Here is an 856-nt window from a genome sequence, read left to right on the forward strand (position 1 = left end):
GCGGTACACTAGTCAGAAGCTTTTTTCATCGAGTCCCGTTGGGAAGACCTCTTGCGAAACCTGTTTCTTACCGGCGCTAGCGGCTGCCTGGGGCACTATGTGTTGGAGCGCCTGGCCCAGCAAAGGGATCCCGAGTTTCCGGAGCGGCCCGCCTACCACCTGTACGTTCTCATCCGCGAGACCAGCCGCCTGCGGCTGCCCCTAGAACGGCTGCCCGCCCCTATCACCCTAGTACCCGGCGATCTCCTGCGCATCCGGGAACAGGCTGCCCTGCTGCGGCAGATGGATGGGCTGATCCACATGGCGGCAGCCTGGGGGGATCCCACCCTGGCTTGGGCCGTGAATGTTACCCACACCCTGGAGCTCTTTCAGTTGTTGGATCCGGAGCGCTGTCAGCAGGTGATCTACTTTTCCACAGCCAGCCTTTTAAACCAGGCCCTGGAGCCTTTGGCCATCGCCGGACGGGCCGGCACCGACTACATCCGCAGCAAGTACGAGATGCTGCTGCGGCGGCAGGAAAGCGGCTTCTGGCCGGAGCGCCTGCTCACCCTTTATCCCACCCTGCTCTTTGGCGGCAGCCCCCACCACCCCTACTCCCACATCACTGCCGGCCTCAAGGACGTTCTCCGCTGGCTGGATCTGATCCGCTTTTTGCGGGTGGATGCCAGCTTCCACTTTATCCACGCTGCCGATGTGGCCGAGATGGTGGCCTATTGGGTGGCCCATCTGCCTGGTGGCGGCGATTGGGTGTTGGGCAATCCCCCCCTCTCCTGGGATGAATGTGTGGAACAGATGTGTGCTTATTTCAAAAAACGGATCTATTTCCGAGTGCCTCTGCCCCCGGCTCTCGTTCGCG

1 protein-coding gene is annotated in these 856 nt (G+C 61.7%); it reads left to right on the plus strand.

Features of this window, described 5'->3' with window-relative positions; translation table 11 throughout:
- Positions 1 to 51: 51 nt before the first annotated feature.
- Positions 52 to 856, plus strand: an 805-nt coding sequence (locus tag NW820_RS12895) for an NAD-dependent epimerase/dehydratase family protein (RefSeq protein ID WP_414407707.1), incomplete at its 3' end; no start/stop codon positions are given.

Source organism: Synechococcus sp. R55.7 (genome assembly GCF_047461955.1).
Lineage (GTDB): Bacteria > Cyanobacteriota > Cyanobacteriia > Thermostichales > Thermostichaceae > Thermostichus.